The organism is Nannocystis punicea, from assembly GCF_026965555.1.
GTDB lineage: Bacteria > Myxococcota_A > Polyangia > Nannocystales > Nannocystaceae > Nannocystis > Nannocystis punicea.
This window is the reverse complement of the sequence record NZ_CP114040.1, coordinates 2034661-2049887: the sequence shown is the minus strand read 5'-3', so window position 1 is coordinate 2049887 and position 15227 is coordinate 2034661. Positions and strand designations below refer to the sequence as shown.

The 15227-nt window shown below is 71.4% G+C and carries 10 protein-coding genes; 7 read left to right on the top strand and 3 right to left on the bottom strand.

Annotated features, from left to right (window positions below; all coding sequences use genetic code 11):
- Positions 1 to 77: 77 nt before the first annotated feature.
- Together O0S08_RS07925 and O0S08_RS07920 are read left to right on the top strand one after the other, a co-directional pair.
- Positions 78 to 1346 carry an NHL repeat-containing protein gene (locus O0S08_RS07925; RefSeq protein WP_269038420.1) on the top strand — a complete coding sequence of 423 codons (1269 nt, stop codon included), beginning with the start codon at positions 78 to 80 and terminating at the stop codon, positions 1344 to 1346.
- Positions 1347 to 1538: 192 nt separating this feature from the next.
- A complete protein-coding gene (locus O0S08_RS07920) occupies positions 1539 to 3056 on the top strand; it encodes a S9 family peptidase (protein ID WP_269038419.1) in 1518 nt (505 codons plus the stop codon).
- An 850-nt stretch (positions 3057 to 3906) separates the two neighbouring features.
- Here the strand turns inward: O0S08_RS07920 and O0S08_RS07915 are convergent.
- A complete protein-coding gene (locus O0S08_RS07915) occupies positions 3907 to 4524 on the bottom strand; it encodes a hypothetical protein (RefSeq protein ID WP_269038418.1) in 618 nt (205 codons plus the stop codon).
- Between the two features lie 696 nt (positions 4525 to 5220).
- Between O0S08_RS07915 and O0S08_RS07910 the strand changes: the two genes are divergently transcribed.
- The 3 genes from O0S08_RS07910 (at position 5221) to O0S08_RS07900 (ending at position 7824) form a co-directional block, all read left to right on the top strand.
- Entirely contained in the window at positions 5221 to 5703 is a 483-nt protein-coding gene (locus O0S08_RS07910) for a MarR family winged helix-turn-helix transcriptional regulator (protein WP_269038417.1), read from the top strand.
- 8 nt (positions 5704 to 5711) lie between these two features.
- Positions 5712 to 6437 (top strand): DUF8817 family protein, encoded by a 726-nt coding sequence (locus O0S08_RS07905; RefSeq protein ID WP_269038416.1) that lies wholly within the window; start codon positions 5712 to 5714, stop codon positions 6435 to 6437.
- Between the two features lie 259 nt (positions 6438 to 6696).
- The gene (locus O0S08_RS07900) at positions 6697 to 7824 is read left to right on the top strand and encodes a PLL family lectin (protein ID WP_269038415.1); all 1128 of its coding nucleotides are present in this window, start codon (positions 6697 to 6699) and stop codon (positions 7822 to 7824) included.
- A 57-nt stretch (positions 7825 to 7881) separates the two neighbouring features.
- Here the strand turns inward: O0S08_RS07900 and O0S08_RS07895 are convergent, their stop codons facing one another.
- Both O0S08_RS07895 and O0S08_RS07890 read right to left on the bottom strand, forming a co-directional pair.
- Positions 7882 to 9240, bottom strand: coding sequence for an ArnT family glycosyltransferase (locus tag O0S08_RS07895; RefSeq protein WP_269038414.1), 1359 nt, complete (start codon positions 9238 to 9240; stop codon positions 7882 to 7884).
- Between the two features lie 163 nt (positions 9241 to 9403).
- Positions 9404 to 11539 (bottom strand): beta-propeller domain-containing protein, encoded by a 2136-nt coding sequence (locus tag O0S08_RS07890; protein ID WP_269038413.1) that lies wholly within the window; start codon positions 11537 to 11539, stop codon positions 9404 to 9406.
- A gap of 621 nt (positions 11540 to 12160) precedes the next feature.
- Here O0S08_RS07890 and O0S08_RS07885 point away from each other — a divergent pair.
- Both O0S08_RS07885 and O0S08_RS07880 read left to right on the top strand, forming a co-directional pair.
- Complete coding sequence (locus tag O0S08_RS07885; protein ID WP_269038412.1) at positions 12161 to 13147, top strand: dienelactone hydrolase family protein; 987 nt, start codon at positions 12161 to 12163, stop codon at positions 13145 to 13147.
- A 208-nt stretch (positions 13148 to 13355) separates the two neighbouring features.
- Positions 13356 to 15167, top strand: a complete 1812-nt coding sequence (locus O0S08_RS07880) for a S53 family peptidase (protein ID WP_269038411.1) — start codon at positions 13356 to 13358, stop codon at positions 15165 to 15167.
- Positions 15168 to 15227 lie beyond the last annotated feature (60 nt).

Below are 15227 nucleotides of genomic sequence, written 5' to 3'. Positions count from 1 at the left end.
GCGGCTCGCGGAGGTTTTCTCCGCCCGGTGACGGAAGGCCCGACAGCAGGAGACGAGAGGGTGAGGAAATCATCACCATGAAGCGAGCACCCCGACGTCTCCGAGCCACGATCTTGCTTGTCCCTGCCGCGCTGGTGGCCCCCGCGTGCGAACTGCCGACCAAGCTCGGCGAGCTTCCGAGCGCCTCCGCGACCGCCGGCGACAGCCCCGAGAGCGACGCCGTCGCGTGCGGAGAGAGCGGGCCCGCCGGCGAGCTCGCGTGGTCGCACGAGCGCGACGAACTGCCCGGATTCGTCCAGGGGCTGGTGACCGCACCCGGCGGCGAGGTGGTCGCGGTCGGCAGCCAGGGCGAGCCCGCGACCCGCGACGCTTTCGTCCACAAGTACGATCCGGCCGGCGCCCTGCTCTGGTCTCGGACCTACGCCGGCGCCGACGGACTGCTCGACACGCCGCTCGCCGTCGCGGTCGACGCCGCGGGGTTCGTGCACGTCCTCGTGCAGGAGATGCACGCGCTCTCGCCGGACGGCGCGTCCTTCGACGCGCGGCTGGTCGTCCTGCGCTACGCCCCCGACGGCGCGCTCGCGTGGCGGTGGGAGCACACGGCGCTGCCGTTCGTGCCCGCCGCGAATTACGAGCCGATCGGCGAGCTCGCGGTCGTCGGCGACACGGTCGTCGTGCTCGAGCACGCCGACGGGGCGCCGTTGTTGCGGCTCGAGCTCGACGCGTCGGGCCAGCTGCTCGAGCAGATCGAGGTCGAGGTCCCGGCCGGAGTGCAGGTCGAGCGGCTGGCGCTCGACCCCGACGGGTCGCCGGTGCTCGCCGGCGACCCGGGCCCGGCCGGGACCGCCGGCGTGTGGTTCGGCCGGTTCACGCCCGCGGGCGCGCTGGCGTGGGACGACCAGTTCGGCGACGGCGACGACGGCATCGACATGGTCCTGCCGGACGGCGCAGGCGGGGTCTACCTCGCGTTGCAGCGGACCGTGGTCGCCGGGACCTTCGAGCACCGCTTGCGCCGCTACGGAGCCGACGGCGCCGAGCTGTGGACCGTGATGTTGCCGACCTCCGACGGCAACCTCGGCGTCGGCAACGGAGCGATCGCCTGTGACGGGTCGCTGCTGTTGACGGGCTCGCTCGACCTGCCGCAGACGGAGGACTGGGACGTGTGGATCGCCCGCTACGCCGGCGACGGCACCCGGCAATGGCAGGTCGAGCAGGCGTTCGGCTTCCGCGAGGGCGTGCGGATCGCGGCCACGCCCGAGGGCGACCCCGTGGTCTCCGGCCTCCTGCTCGAGCCGGGGGACCCGCCGAAGACCGGGCCCTGGCTGGCGCGGTTCGGCAGCGAGTGACGCCCTGCCGCGCGCGCGAGGCGGCCGCCTCACGCGTCCCTGCCTGTTTGATCGAACCTGTCGGCTCTCACATGTCCTCTCGCGCAGCCGGGCCCGCGCGGGTGCGCGCGGCCGGCCTCGACAACCGCGCGAGGCCCGGGGTATGAAGGCAGCAGGGCGCCGACGACGCACGACGCGCTCGCCGAGGAACCGATGAAGCAACCTGTCCGAATCGCCCTGTCCGTTGCGCTCTGTCTCTTTGTACCTGGCTGTAAGACCAGCCCACCGCCGGCCCAGCCCGAGCCGGCGCCCGCCGCCGCGCCCGCGCCGGCCCCGGCGCCCGCCGCCAGCGGCCCGGAGACGTGGGTCGGCGCGGTCGAGCTGCCCGGCGACGGCAAGCTGCGGTTCATCGCCCGCCTCGACCCGCCGCGGCCCGACGATCCGAAGTCGGCGTGGAGCGGGCGGCTCGACATCCCGGCGCAGAGCGTCAAGGACTTCCCGCTGCAGGACGTGCGCGTGGCCGCCGACGCCGTCGACTTCGTGCTCGCCCCGCCCGGCGCGCCCGAGAATCAGTGGGCGATCTTCAGCTTCGAGCGCGAGGCCGGGGCCGACGAGGTCAAGGGCACGCTGAGCCAGGCCGGGCAGAGCCTGCCCGCCACCGCCCGCAAGCTGAAGCCCGGGGAGCCGGCCGACGTCGCGCCCAAGCGGCCGCAGGAGCCCAAGCCGCCGTTCCCCTACGCCAGCCGCGACGCCGCGTTCACCAGCGCGGCCAAGGACAAGGTCGCCCTGGCCGGCAGCTTCACCCTGCCCGAAGGGCCAGGTCCGTTCCCGGCCGTGGTCCTGTTGACCGGCTCGGGCGCGCAGGACCGCGACGAGTCGCTGATGGGCCACCGCCCGTTCCTCGTCCTCGCCGACCACCTCACCCGCGCCGGCTTCGCGGTGCTGCGCTTCGACGACCGCGGCGTCGGCGGCTCGAAGGGCGAGCTCGACAAGGCGACCCAGCTCGACCTCGTCGGCGACGCCCGCGGCGCGCTCGACTGGCTGGCGCAGCAGCCCGAGGTCGACAAGACCAAGCTCGGGCTCATCGGCCACAGCGAGGGGGCGATGATCGCCGCCCGCACCGGGGCCGCCGACAAGCGCGTCGGCGCGGTCGTGATGCTGGCCGGCCCGGGCGTGACGGGCAAGGAGATCCTGGTCCAGCAGCTCATCGCCCTGGCCCGCGCCCGCGGCGTCCCGCAGGCCGACATCGACGCCCAGGTGGTGCTGCAGAAGCAGCTGCTCGACGGCCTCGCCGCCAAGAAGAAGCGCGCCGACCTCGAGCCGATCCTGCGCAAGCTGGTGGCCCTGCAGACCGGCGGCGCGACGCCCGAGCAGGTCGAAGCGCTGGTCGGGGCCTCGCTGGCGTCGCTCGACACGCCGTGGTTCCACGACTTCCTCAAGGCCGACCCGCGCGCCGACCTGCGCAAGCTGAAGAAGACCCCGGTGCTCGCGCTGATCGGCGCGCTCGACCTCCAGGTGCCCGCCGAGGGCAACATCCCCGAGCTCGAGCAAGCCCTCGCCAAGGCCGGCAACAAGGACGCCACGGTCAAGTCGCTGCCCGGGCTCAACCACCTGTTCCAGCACGCCAAGACCGGCTCGCCCGCCGAGTACGGCGACATCGAAGAGACGATGGCCCCCGAGGCTCTCGGCGAGGTGTCGGGCTGGCTGCGCGCGCGCTGGCCCGCGCCGTAGCGTAGAAAAAGCGAGAGAAGAACACCGGCCCCCCCCCATGGAATTTCGCGGGCGCCCGGCGTTACGCTGCCGGGCCGCATGAGCGACCGCGACGTCCGCACCGAACCCACGACGCGACTGTTCGGGCTGGTCGCGCGCGCCGCCCGGGTCGCCGTCGTGCTCCGGCGCGGGCCCTCGAAGCAGGTCGAGATGGTGCGCTGGGACCTCGAGCGCGACGAGGTCACACCGGGGCAGTGGCTGTCGGGACGGATCTACGAGGAGCGCTGCGGCCTGTCGCCGCGCGGCGATCGGCGCCGAGGAGCTCGGCCGGCTCGACTGGGCCGACTGGGATCACGACGGCTCGCTGCTGTTCGCCGACCAGGGCTGCCTGTTCCGCCGCCCTTTCCCCGGCTCGCTCGCGCGCCCCCGCGTCGCCCCGCTGCGGATCGCCGACCTCCGCGAACACGTGTTCCGCAACGTACCTCCGGCCGACACGGCCCGCGTGTGGCCGTGAGCGCGCCAACCACACAGCGGCCTGTCGTCGCTCGGCGTCAAGGCCATCCCGTTCGCCGACACCGCCCGCATGCCGGACGGCCTCGTCGACGACATCCGGCTCCTCGCCGATGTGTGCAACATCGAAGAGACGATGGCCCCCGAGGCCCGGGCGTGCCCGAAGATCTGCCGGGCGATTCTTCGCGACTCGCGTCGCCCAGTGACCGCCACGTCGCTGGTTCCCCGCCCCGCTCGGAGCGCTATCGAGCGCTATCACGGGCGACTCGCTACATTTCCGATCGGACATGCCCGTCAGGACATGTCCTCATATACATCCACGGCATCGACGCGAGGAACGGCACCGCGCCCCCAGGGGCGGTCAGAACGCGAAGCCGACGCTCGCCCCGTAGGTCCGGAGCTGCGGGTCGTGCAGCGGCGCCAGGCCGCGCCAGCGCAGGCGCGCGCTCTGGCCCAGGGCGAGGCCGGCCTGCGCCTCGCGGAGGCGTCGCAGCTGCGCCCCGCGGACGCCCAGCAGGACCGCGCCGGTGACGATGACCGCGCCACCGATACCCGCCAGAGTCAAAGCCGCTTCGGAGCCCTCGCCGAGAGTGAGGCCGATGTAGAGCCCGAACCCGAGCGGAGCGAAGCCGCAGCCGAGCAGGATGCCGCCGGGCTTCAGCCGCCGGCGGTACTTGTCGTCCATGAACTGCGCGAAGCTCTGTACCTCGCTGTCCTCGTCGTCGTCGCCCTCGGCCCGCTCGTCGGCCCGGTCCTTCTCGTCGTCCTGATAATCCTGCCAGTACGCGCTCAGATCCTGCCCCAGCGCGCGGCCCAGGCGCTCCGCATATTGCCGCTCGCCCTCGAAATAGCGCGCCAGTCGTACCCCCTCGTCGCCGCCCTCCGAAGCGGGCGCGACCGCCACGATCGGCGGTTGCGGCCCTTCCGGCACCGGCGCGCCCTGAACACCCAGCGCGAACCATAAGCACAAGCAGTTCATGCCCGTCATGATGCACTGCACCGAGCATTCGCGCGAGTGCGACCTTGCCGCGCCGCCCCGCCTCGCTCGCCACCTCCACGTCTTCCTCCAGGAGGAACCGCGACAAGTCCGTCCGGAGATCCACATCACTGCGCCGGGAACTGCAGCAACGCGGCGAACGTCCCCGGCCGCTCGCCGCAGCGGCTGAAGCCGAGCCTGGCGAGCACGCGGAGCGACGCGACGTCGGCCGCGTCGACGGCCGCGACGATCGCGTGAATCCGGCCCGCTCACCGGCGAATCGCATCGCGGCGCCGGCGGCCTCGGTGGCCCGCCGCCGACTGCGTAGAGCAGTGCGGTTCGCCGGCGGAGCGCCCCGCCGACGACCTTCGCCATCGGCCGGCCCGACGCGCCTTCGCGAGTCGCTCCTCGCAGAGCGCCCCGGAGCGCCCGGAACGATGAGTGGCCCCACGCGCTCGCCCCGGAACGATGAACGCCGCGCCCGCCTCGGCGAACTCCGACGCCTCGCCCGGAAGCCGGTTTCACGGCACGCGCGGCCGCCTTCACGCAGTGCGTGCGACCCATGGCGACATCACGCCCCATGCGTGGGCACGCCTGGGCACGCCTCGCAGCTTCCCGCGATCGGCCCGCTCGTGCTCTTCTCCTCACAGCCTCATCTTTAAATTGACAGGTACCTGTCAATTTTGCACAGTCCCCGGCGTGGCGCGATGGACGGACGCGGGGCGGGCCTTCACCGACCTCATCCTCGAGGTGTTCCGGCTCAACGGACTGCTGCTCGAAGCGGGCGATCGGTTGGCGGCCCCCTCGAACCTCACCAGCGCGCGCTGGCAGGTGCTGGGCGTCGCCGATCACGGCCCGGTGACGGTCGCCCAGGTCGCGCGGACCATGGGACTGCGGCGCCAGAGCGTGCAGCAGACCGCGGACGCCCTGGCGCGCGACGGCTTCGTCGTGTTGGTCGACGACCCTGACGACCGCAGGGCCCGGCGGATCGCCCTGACCTCGGCCGGGCGTCGGGCCCTGCGCGCGGTCGAGGCGCGGCACGCCGAGTGGGTCGAGGGCCTCGCCGCGCGGGTCGACCTCCGCGCGCTGCAGGCCACGGTCGCGGCCCTGCGCGACGCCGTCCTCTTGCTGCAATCACCGCCACCCCGCGCCCGTCGCCGCCGGACGGGTCGAAAGGACTGACGCTCCGCATGCACCCCGAGACGATGATCCCCGTCCTCCCGAGCGTGTCGATCGCCGACACGCTCGCCTTCTACCGCCTGCTCGGCTTCGAGGTCACCTACGAGCAGCACAAGCCCTACGTCTACGCGGCCACCCGCCGCGGCGGCATGGAGGTCCACTTCATGGGCATCAAGGAGCTCGACCCCAAGGACGCCTACAGCACCTGCCTCGTCATGGTGCCCGAGGTCGAGCAGCTGCACGCGACCTTCGCCGACGCGCTGCGCAGCGGCTACGGCAAGCTGCCGATCTCCGGCATCCCGCGGATCACCCGCATGAAGCCCGGCCAGACCCGCTTCACCGTCGTCGACGTCGCCGGCAACTCGCTCGTCTTCATCAAGAAGGACGCCGGCGGCAGCGAGGACGAGGACGTGCTCGAGGCCGTCAAGCGCCGGCCCGACGAGTCGCGGCTCGCCCACGGGGTCCGCTTCGCCGCGCGCCTGCGCGACTTCAAGAACGACGACGAGGCCGCCGCCCGGGTCCTCGACCTGGCCCTCGCTCGCCCCGAGCCCGGCGACCCGCTCGAGCGCGCCCGGGCCCTGGCCGCTCGCATCGAGCTGGCCGTGGCCCTCGCCGACCCCGCCCGCGCCGAGGCCCTCCGCGCCGAGCTCGCCGCCCTGCCGCTGGTCGCCGACCAGCGCGCCGAGCTCGCGGCGGAGCTCGAGCGGGCCCGCGCGCTCGAGCGCTCGCAGGAGTGAACATGTTCCAAAGGACATGCACTGATGTACATGTCCCTTTGACCATGTAGACCGCCGCGCCGGCCGTCGCGTCAGGCGCCGCACCTGTCCCCGAGGACACCCGCCGCAAAATCTCCGGCGCCGGCTCGGCCGCTCCGGCGCCGGCCTCGCCGTCCAGCGGCCTCCTCCGGTCCGGCAGCGCCTCGCCGCCCGCCCGGCCCGCGCCCGGCGCTCGGCCGCGATTCTTCGCCACAAACAGAGGAGGAGAAGGAGGCAAACGATGCCGCGCTGCACCTCGTCGCTCGCGCTCGCCGGTCTCGTGGTCGCCTGCGCCCCCTCGGCCGACACCATCGCTCCGCGCGACGACGAGTACCCGCCGACGCTCGAGCCGTACGACGACGACGCCGCGCCGGAGGCCGACCTGCCCGCGTGGCACTCGCTCGGCGGATCTGTCGCCGAGCCGGCGGCCACCCTCAGCTCGGACGGCCGCCTCGAGGTGTTCGTGCGCGGGCGGGACGGGGCCCTGTGGCACATCCATCAGGTCGAGCCGAACGACGGCTGGTCGGAGTGGACCTCGCTGGGCGGTCGGCTCGGCGGCGGCGTCGTCGTCGGCGAGGACGGCGACGCTCACATCGACCTGTTCGCCCGCGGCAGCGACGGCGCCCTGTGGCACCTGCGACAGTCCGGGCCGAAGCACGGCTGGCCCGCGTGGGTGCGCCTGGGCGGACAAATTCGCCCTGGCGATCGGCCCGCGGTCGCGCGCGGCCTCGACGGTCACCTCGAGATCTTCGTCCGCGCCCCCGACCGCACCGTCCACCACCTGCGCGAGCTGCCGGGCCCGGCGTGGAGCACCTGGCAGTCGCTCGCCGGCGCGGTCGGCCCGATCGCGGTCGCCCGCGACGGCGACGGCCGCCTCGAGCTGTTCGCCCGCGGCGACGACGGCGAGCTGCTGCACCGCCACCAGCTCGCCGTCGACGGCGCCTACGGCGAGTGGACCGCGCTCGGCGGCCGCTTCGACGGCGCGCCCGCGGTGGCACGCAACCGCGACGGCCGCCTCGAGGTGTTCGTCCGCGGCGACGCCGGCGACCTGCGCCACCTGTGGCAGACCGCCCCGGGCGGGGGCTGGTCGCCGTGGGCCTCGCTCGGCGGCGCGCCCGGCGACCCGGTGGCGATCGCCACGCCCGACGGCCGCCTCGAGGTGTTCGCCCGCGGCCTCGACTTCGCGCTGTGGCAGATCGGCCAGGTCACGCCCGGGGGCAGCTGGACGCCGTGGAGCTCGCTCGGCGGCACCTTCAACGATCGGCCGGCGATCGCCGCCAACCAGGACGGCCGCCTCGAGGCGTTCGTCCGCGGGGCCGACGGCGCCCTGTGGCACCGCTGGCAGGCCCGCCCCGGCTGCTGCTGGTGAATATACGAAGGGCCATGTCCCATGGGACATGGCCCGAAAGACCTGTCCGCCGGAGCATCAAGCCCGGCGCGCGCGCCTGCGGGCCCACAGCGCCTTGCCGTGGCGCCAGGCCCACAGCCCGACGAACACGTAGACCTCGAGCGCGAGCAGGAGCAGCAGCGGGTCGTAGGGCGCGCGCAGGCGGGTGTCGCCGAAGTAGATCGCGGCGGTGATCATCAGCGCCAGCACGTGCATGGCGATGAGGCCGTGGCTGGCGATCGTGCGGCGCATGAACAGGGTGACGAGGCCGAGGACGACCGGCAGGGTGACGAAGGTGGTGTACATGCCCTGCCACCAGATCGCCCGCGGGCGCCACAGGTCGCGGCCGGAGTCGGGCCACGGGGTGTTGTAGCCGGCCAGCAGCAGCACGTTGACGATCGCGTACTTGACCTGGCCGAGGAAGCCGGTCTTGCGCACGCACTTGGCCATCAGCGCGTCGAGGGCCTTGGCGTCGGCGATGTAGCCGCGGTACTCGAGCTCCGGGCCGAGCGCGGGCTCGAGCTGGACCCACGAGCGCGGCGCAGTCTTGGCCCGCTTCTCCAGCTGGATGAGCGGCGGCGGGCCGAAGCGGATCTTGCCGCGCCCGGGCTCGGTCGGCGTCGCGCTGGCCTTCTTGTTGTGGCAGCGGCCGAACAGCTGGTTGAACTTGCCGTTCTCGCTGACGAGGCCGAGCCGGCCGGTGTGGTGGTGCATGCGCGCGGCCGAGAACCCGAGCACCGCGATCAGCGGGATGCCGGCGTAGACCAGGTGGCGCCAGCGCACCTTCGGCATCGCCTTGCGGTAGACCAGCCAGGCCAGGCCGAACAGCGCGATCGACAGCAGGATCTGCGGCCGGCAGGCCGTCGCCAGCGCCGCCATGACGCCGGTCAGCCAGGCGTCGCGCGTCTTGCCCTCCTGGACCAGGCGGACCAGGTAGAACATCGACGCCATCATGAACACGCCGAACGGGATCTCGCTCAGCGTGTAGCCGCCGAGCGAGATCAGCGGGTAGTAGAACACCAGGAGCGTGCCGAGCAGCGGCGGGACCCACTTGTGCGGGCTGATGCGCTCGGCGATCCGGTAGGCGTAGGCGACGATGCCGGTGCCCATCAGCGCGTAGGCCACGCCGATGGCGGCGAAGTTGTCCTTGCCGAACAGCGCCTTGATCAGCGCCAGCAGGAAGTGCGTCCCGTAGGGGAAGAACGCGTGGTACTCGTTGGGCACGCCGAACTTGTCGATCATCTGGTCGGCCCGCGAGACGTAGCCCTTCATGTCCGAAGAGACATAGTCGCCGAGCGGGTGGACCAGCAGGTTCCAGTGCAGGCGGACGAGGAAAGCGCCGAGCACGATGACGAGCGGCCAGCGGTTGCGGTAGAGCCAGTCGAGAGCGCGTTGCACGGGAACCGGAGGGGGCGGAGAGTAGCAGCGTTCTGCGCGCTGAGGGGAGCCGCGGGCGAAGCCTTCGCGCCCCGTCGGCGAGGCGGGCGCGGGCGCGCCCCGATGCAAATGCGCAGCCTCACGGGCGCCCCGCGACGGGACGCCCGCGAGCCGGCGAGCGCGCTCAGTTCTGCGGGAACTCGACCCAGTGCGCGTCGCTCAGGTCGGCCAGCGCGCTGGCCTTGAGGCCCACGTCGGACAGCGTGAACACCTGCTCGCCGATGACGATCGAGCGGCGCAGCATCGGCGAGTAGTTGCAGCCGTAGTACTCGTCCCAGCACTCGTCGACCACCGGCTCGGGGTGCTGGACCTCGCCGACCAGGGCGATGCCGTCCTCCTTGTCGACGCGGAAGCCGAACGCGCCCTGCTCCCACGTGTAGCCGAGGTTGTCGTCGTAGCTGCCCCACTCGAGCGGCAGCATCGCCAGGCCGGTCTTGCCCCACCACAGGAACGCCTTGTGGTCGAACAGCGCCTCGGACCAGCCCCAGTCGGAGCCGATCGACGTCTTGTGCAGCTGCTTCGGCACGGCGTCGTCGGACACGTCGAACAGGCTGAGCTGGATGCCGAGCAGCTGGCCCTCCTCGGTGCCGTCGCGGCCGACGCCGAGCAGCAGGTCCTCGCCCACGGGGTGGAGGTAGGCGGAGAAGCCGGGGATCTTCAGCTCGCCGGCGACGACGGGCTTGGCCGGGTCGCTGACGTCGACGGTGTAGAGCGGGTCGGTCTGGCGGAACGTGACCACGTAGCCCTTGTCGCCGATGAAGCGCACGCCCTGGATCTGCTCGGTCTTGCCGAGCCCGCCGACCTGGCCGATCTGCTGCAGCTCGTCGCCCTCCTGGCGCAGCACGCTGACGAAGCTCTCCGAGGTCGCCTGGTCCCAGCCGAGGCTGTCGGTGCTGGCGACGCGCAGGTCGCCCTGGAACTCCGACATCGCCCACTGGCTGAGCAGCCAGCCGCGCACCGAGCCCGACGCGACGTAGTTGGCGCGCGAGCGGTCCTGGATGTCGAACTTGTGGATGTAGGTCGTGCGGCCCTGGTCCTCGGCCGAGGCCTCCGGGTCCCAGTCGGCCGGGTTCCACGGGGTCGTCGCCACGTACAGGTTCTGCTTCGAGGCGTAGACCGTCTCGCCCTCGGAGAACACGCCGACGCCGCCCGTCGGGGTCAGGTGGCCCTCGAGGTCGACCGTCAGCACGCCGAGGGTCGACAGGCCGGAGTAGACGCCGGGGTGCATGACGTCGTCGCAGTCCAGCAGCACGCCGGTGCTGATCGCGGCTTGCCCATTGGACAGGTCCTCACGGACATAACGCGGCAGCCAGTTGTCGATCGTCGAGGCGTCGATGACCGCCTTGTTGAACACCTTCGACTGCGCCAGGGCGACCTGCCACATGTGCTGGTACAGCGCGTCGGTGCCGCCGCCGAGCTCGAACGCCTGGTAGTCGAAGAACTCGTACGGCTCCTTGAGCTTCAGGCCGTTCGGCTGCGAGCGCACGACCACGCGGGCGACGCCGTCGACCATGCGGGCGCTGACCAGGTCGCCGGCGATGTGCAGGTTCGACACGATCTTCATCGCCTCGGGGTTCGAGATGTCGACCTCGATCAGGCGGGTGACGCCGCTGTAGTAGTCGGGGCCGAAGTACTGCTGCAGGTCGACGCCCTGCTGCTGCGGCGCGCCCTCGTAGTCGCCGTAGTAGTACGGCCACGTGCGGACCAGCAGCAGCGCGCGGTCCTCGTGCATGAAGATCTGGGCGTCCCACAGGTCGGCGCCGAGCGCGAGCGAGCCGCGCAGGGTGGGTGACGCGCCGGACACGTCGACGAAGTGGAGCTGGCCGCGCGCGAACGCCAGGATCCGCTCGCCGTCGGTCTTGACGACGTCGGGCTCGTCGACGCCCGCCTCCTGCACGTTGGTGCCGGAGTAGTCCTCGCCCTCGACGCCGCCGTCGCCGTTGTCGTCCTGCGGGGGCTCGCCGCCCTCGCCGGCGGAGTCGCCGCCGTCGGTGCCGCTGCCGCTGCCGCTGAGGCCGGCGCCGTCACCCTCGCCGAACCAGCCGCCGTTGCTGTAGTCGTAGCCGTAGAGGTTGCCGTACTGGTCGATGAGGCTCTTGGCCTCGCCCTTCGTGTAGCTGAGCAGGTCGTCGCAGCCGCCGAAGCCGTAGAGCACGCGGGGGTCGAGGTCGCCGCCGGGCTCCTCCCGGTCCGAACAGCCGGAGGCGAGGGCGCCGAGGAGGAGGAAGGCGGGGAGCGCAAGGGCGATGGGGCGGGACATAAGGAAGTTCTCCGGATGCAGGGCGGCCGGGGTGGCCGCGAGCTGGACAAGTGAAGGACGCCGGGGGGTCTCTCGTGGCGTCGCGGCCCCTTGAGCACGGTGCGTGCCAACCGGCTTTCTGCGGCCTCCGGCGGCCTCGCCGACGCTTTCGGCCCCGGCGGCGCGATCGGGCCCGGGGCAGTGCGACCCGGGCGCCCGGACGTCGGCGCCACCCTGCGGCGGCGCCGCTGCGACGATTTTTTCACGAGTGAACTCACAGTGCGCAGCCGGCTGCTCACCCCCTGCGCACGGGGGGTCCGAATCAGCGCATGGTCCGCCGCCTCAGAGACGCCCTGATGTTCTGTTAACACATCAGAGAAACATAAAGACAGGTTCTTAAAGACATGTCGAAATGGACATATGTGCATTGAGCGCCACGACCCGCGAATACGCAGCGGGCGCCTCGCCGCGTTGACATGTTCTTGATGTTGACGAAATCTTGACGGCAGAGGTGCTCGAATGAATTCCGCCAAGATCCCCACGATCGCCGTCGCGTGCATGCTTGGGCTCGGTATGACCGGTGTAAAGACCGCATACGGAGCGGAACCGTCGCAAACCCCCGAAACCGACGATACCGACCGCATGGTCGAGATCGACGGCGAGGCGGCCGCCCCGAGCTTCGTGGCGGTCGAATCGCAAGACATCGTCCTGCCTGCCGACGACCACGCGCAGGGGCTGGCCATCCCGGCCAAGGTGTTCCGGCCGAAGTTCGCCGGGGACATCGGCCCTGGCCCGGCGGTGCTGGTGATGCACGGCTCGGGCGGCCTGCACAAGATGCCGAACGGCAACGACGCCGGCCCGTGCAGCCGCGAGCTCGAGGACCAGTACGAGCGGTGGGGCCAGGAGCTGGCCGAGCGCGGCTACACGGTGCTGATGCCGTCGAGCTACACCGCGCGCGGCTTCTGCGACATGCACAGCGACACCAAGCGCATCCCGGAGGGCTTCGACGAGCGCCCGGAGGCGATCCTCAGCCGGCTCTACGACATGGACGTGGCCGCGAAATACCTCTGCGACATGGACGGGGTCGATTGCGAGCGCATGGGCGTGCTCGGCTTCTCGCACGGCGCGACGATGGCCATGCTCGCGCTCCACTGGCAGATGGACCACGCGATCGAGTACTACCGCGAGAATTCGCCGGACCGCGGCGACATCGACTTCGACATGCCGGACCTCTCGGAGGATCGGCCGAAGTTCAAGGTCGGCGTCGCCTACTACCCCGGCTGCGGGACCGACGGCTTCCTCCTGCGCGAGACCGACGAGCGCGCCGACATCCGCAACAAGTACTTCCCGAGCGCCGACCTCTACGTCCTCCACGCCTCGCGCGACGAGCTGGCGAAGATCTGCACCGTCGACCCCGAGGTGAAGGGCGCCACCGGCGAGCGCGAGATCCAGTCGGCGCAGGTCGCCGCCGAGCTGGGCGTCGACGACCACTACAACATCGAGGTGTACAACCGCGCCGGCCACGGCTTCGACTCCGATGAAAAGGAGGCCAACGAGCCGGGCAACTTCGACGCCGCCGCGCACGCGCGCACGGTCGCGCTCAACCAGCTCTATTCGCACTTGAACTGAGCGCATTCGAACCGCGCGAGCGCATCACGCGCACCGTACACCTGTCCTTTGTGACAGATGCATCAATAGCGTATCAATGCCCCGGGACGCGGCACATGGGCCGCGCCACCGCACACGAGGCCGCCGACGTGACGCAGGTTGCTTGTCGCGTCGGCGGCCTTTCCTACCCTCGGAGTCGTTACAGGGGGGGCATTGTATGCCGGCAACAGTGGGAAACACGGTCGCGTATACTCGTAGGATTGCGTCCTGGGCGACGCTGCTGACGGTGGTCGGCGGCTGTCCGACCGACGACACCGGAATCACCAGCGCGACCGAAGCCGGCATCGGGACCGGCGAGACCGCGGCGCCGGCGACCGAGACCGACGTGCCGACCACCAATTCGGGCCTGTCGGGCTCCATGGGCGACGACCCGACCGGCTGGGCGACCACCGGCACGGACGACCCCATCGGCCCGTGCGCCGGCGATCCGCTGTGCGGGATCCCGCCCGAGGAGCACGAGCCCACGCCCAAGCCGGACGGCCTCCCGAGCCCATTGCCGGGCGTCTACGACGACCAGGGCCCGGCGCCGCTCGACAACGGCTTCCGCTCGCTGATGGGCTTCCCGAACCGCCAGCGCGAGCTGCTGGAGGAGCGCGTCGCCCGGATCTACGACCCCGACGACCCCGAGTTCCGCGAATATCTCAGCGTCGACGAGTGGATGGCCGACCACGCCCCCCGCGACGCCGACGTGCAGTTGGTCAAGGCGTGGCTCAAGTCGCGCAATTTCACGATCAACTTCGACGCCAAGAACCGGCTCCTGATCCACTTCAGCGGCTCGGTCAAGGACTTCAACGAGACCTTCGCCACCGAGCTGCACATCTGCATGCGCAAGAACCCGCTGCACAGCGGCGACCCATTCCCGGTCTATTGCACGCTCGACAGCTTCACCCTGCCGAAGTTCATCGCCGAGCGCACCAACGGCCTGGCGACGGCGGACCTGCCGGCCGAGACGGGCACGCTGGTCAAGGAGATCGGCGAGGTGCACGAGGATTACCCCGGCGACCAGGCCTACGGCCCGCCGGCGTTCTTCGGCGCCTACAACATGATCCCGCTGCTCGAGGCCGGCTACGACGGCAAGGGCTCGGCGGTCGGCGTGGTCGGGGCGGGCACCTATCATTCGATCGATCTGCAGATCTTCTGGAAGTCGTTCGGCATCGACCGCGCGCTCCCGACCCGCGTCAATCTGATGGAGCCGGTGTTCGAGCGGATCACCGAGACCGTGCTCGACACCCAGTGGTCGACGTCGCTGGCGCCCGGGGCCGACGCGTACGTCTACGAGGGCCCCGACGCGCGCAACACCGCGCTGCTGTTCGCCTGGAACGAGGCCATCGGCGACAACAAGATCGACGTCCTCTCGACCTCGTTCGCCCACCGCGAGGACGCCGAGGCCAAGACGCTGCGCCACCAGTACGACGAATCGGCGCTGATGGGCGCGGCGATCGGCATGACCCTGCTGTCGGCCAGCGGCGACTCGGCCAACCCCGACACCCCGTGCAGCAGCCCGTACGTTACCTGCGTCGGCGGCACCAACCTCGTCGCCACGGTCGACGGCAAGATCCACTCCGAGACGGCCTGGTCGCAGTCGGGCTCGGGCCAGTCGAAGTCGTTCGCGCTGCCCTACTGGCAGGAGGCCGACGTCGCCAGCGACACCCGCTCGATGTGCGACCTGGCGCTGTCGGCCTCGCCGGAGAACCCGATGTGGATGCGCCGGTGGACCAACTGGGAGCACTACGGCGGGACCTCGTTCTCCTCGCCCGCGTTCGCCGGGATGGTCGCGGTCATCAACAGCTACCGCATCGCCCACGGCAAGCCGCGCGTCGGCTACCTCAACCCGATCATCTACCTGCACGGCCCGACCCGCGCGGCCTTCCGCGACATCACCAAGGGCGCGACCAAGTACTGGCCGGCGGGCGTCGGCTGGGACTACCCGACCGGCCTCGGCGCACCCGACATCACCGCCCTCGCCGAGGTCATCCCCTGAGGCCGCGCGCGGGCCCACAGCCCGCGCGCAGCGCTGAGGCAGGTCGACATCGGCCTGTCT

Excerpts from the sequence above, each read along its gene's own strand:
- O0S08_RS07925 (WP_269038420.1), top strand. The coding sequence starts at position 78 with ATGAAGCGAGCACCCCGACGTCTCCGAGCCACGATCTTGCTTGTCCCT.
- O0S08_RS07920 (WP_269038419.1), top strand. The coding sequence starts at position 1,539 with ATGAAGCAACCTGTCCGAATCGCCCTGTCCGTTGCGCTCTGTCTCTTT.
- O0S08_RS07915 (WP_269038418.1), bottom strand. The coding sequence starts at position 4,524 with ATGAACTGCTTGTGCTTATGGTTCGCGCTGGGTGTTCAGGGCGCGCCG.
- O0S08_RS07905 (WP_269038416.1), top strand. The coding sequence starts at position 5,712 with ATGCACCCCGAGACGATGATCCCCGTCCTCCCGAGCGTGTCGATCGCC.
- O0S08_RS07900 (WP_269038415.1), top strand. The coding sequence starts at position 6,697 with ATGCCGCGCTGCACCTCGTCGCTCGCGCTCGCCGGTCTCGTGGTCGCC.
- O0S08_RS07890 (WP_269038413.1), bottom strand. The coding sequence starts at position 11,539 with ATGTCCCGCCCCATCGCCCTTGCGCTCCCCGCCTTCCTCCTCCTCGGC.
- O0S08_RS07885 (WP_269038412.1), top strand. The coding sequence starts at position 12,161 with ATGGTCGAGATCGACGGCGAGGCGGCCGCCCCGAGCTTCGTGGCGGTC.